General features: G+C 50.7%; 2 protein-coding genes. Both read left to right on the top strand.

Annotated elements, in window-relative coordinates:
- A partial coding sequence (locus tag DWV53_RS15235; protein ID WP_301331699.1) for a VapE domain-containing protein occupies positions 1–1,104 on the top strand: 1,104 nt, incomplete at its 5' end.
- Between the two features lie 144 nt (positions 1,105–1,248).
- Positions 1,249–1,437, top strand: a 189-nt coding sequence (locus tag DWV53_RS15230) for a DUF4248 domain-containing protein (RefSeq protein WP_147468832.1), incomplete at its 3' end; no start/stop codon positions are given.

Here is a 1,437-nt window from a genome sequence, read left to right as displayed (position 1 = left end):
CTGGATAACATCTGTACCACCCAGAAAAAGCTGGATACGGTAATCAGAAGTAACTTCAGTCCCGAATTCAACCCCATGGAGGAATATCTGAAGAGTCTGCCGAAATGGGACCGAAAAACTGACTATATCGCTGAATTGGCCCATCGGGTAACCGTGATGCAGACAGGCGGTTACCGCCATACGGAGGAGGATTTTGCCTATGCCTTCAGGAAATGGCTGGTCAACATGGTGGTTTGCTGGGTTCGGCCCGATGTCACCAACCAGTCTATCATGGTTTTCGTAGGCAAGGGCGGCATCTTCAAGACCACGTTTTTCGACCATCTTCTGCCGCCCCATCTGCGCAAGTATTTCGCCAACGATTCTACGGGCGACTACAAGAACAAGGATTTCCTGCAGATGTGTGCCAGCAAGGCGATAGTGTGTCTCGATGAGTTCAGTTGTCTGCGCGGCAAGAACCTGGATTCCTTCAAGAGCAACATCACGAAGCGTAACATCAGCATGCGAATCCCTTATGCCGAGTGGGACTGCATCTTGCAGAACAATGCGGGGTTCTGTGCCACGAGCAATGAGGTTCATATCATCGATGATGACGAGAACCGCCGTTTCCTCATCTGGCGCATCGAGAAGATCAAGAGTCCCATCGACTTCCCCTTCAATTACGAGGGCATCTACTCCCAGGCTGTGGCACTGGCTCAGGAGGTGATAGAGAAGCGCCGCAAGGGTGAGCCCTGCGACTGGGTTTACTGGTTTACGAAGGAGGAGAACGAGGAGATTCAGCGCCACAATCTTTATTTCCGTGTAAACAACTATATAGCCGAGCGCATCAACAAGTTCTACCGTGTTCCTGATGCCGATACGCCGCCCGAGTTCTGCAAGTTTGTTACGGCGAGTGATGTGATGGAGCGCATCTGCACGAACCCCGCCTTCCGCCAGTCGATGTCGAACAAGGACATTTCGATGTTCATGGAGGCGCTGGGATTCAAGAAGATTCACCGCAAGACGGGCAACGGCTGGAAGGTGATAGAAATGCGTCCTGACGAGATAGAGAACAACCAGAAGATGGATGGCAGCGAGAATATTCCGCCCGGAGATCTCCCATTTTAGGAAATTCTGCTTCGGAGATATTTTTTTATCTTTCGGAGATATTTCCGTATCTTTCGGAGGGATTTTCTTATGATTCGGAGAGATTTTATTCTACCAGGCAGAAGAAAGAAGCAACTGACAAAAACAGACTAAAAAGAACAAATTATGATAGAAGACAGAAGTTACGGGAAGGCAGAGCTCGCCATGCTCTACTTTCCCACCGCTACCCCCAGGGTAGCGCTCAACCGGCTGGTGAGATGGATCAACCGGTGTCCCGAGCTCAAGCAGAGCCTCTGTTCGGGCTACGCCGGCAAGTTTTCCCACTTCTACACCCGGCAACAAGTAGCAGAAATC

This window comes from Segatella copri (assembly GCF_003465495.1).
Taxonomy (GTDB): Bacteria; Bacteroidota; Bacteroidia; order Bacteroidales; family Bacteroidaceae; genus Prevotella; species Prevotella copri_G.
The sequence above is the reverse complement of the archived record's forward strand: the minus strand, read 5'-3'. Positions and strand labels throughout refer to the sequence as shown.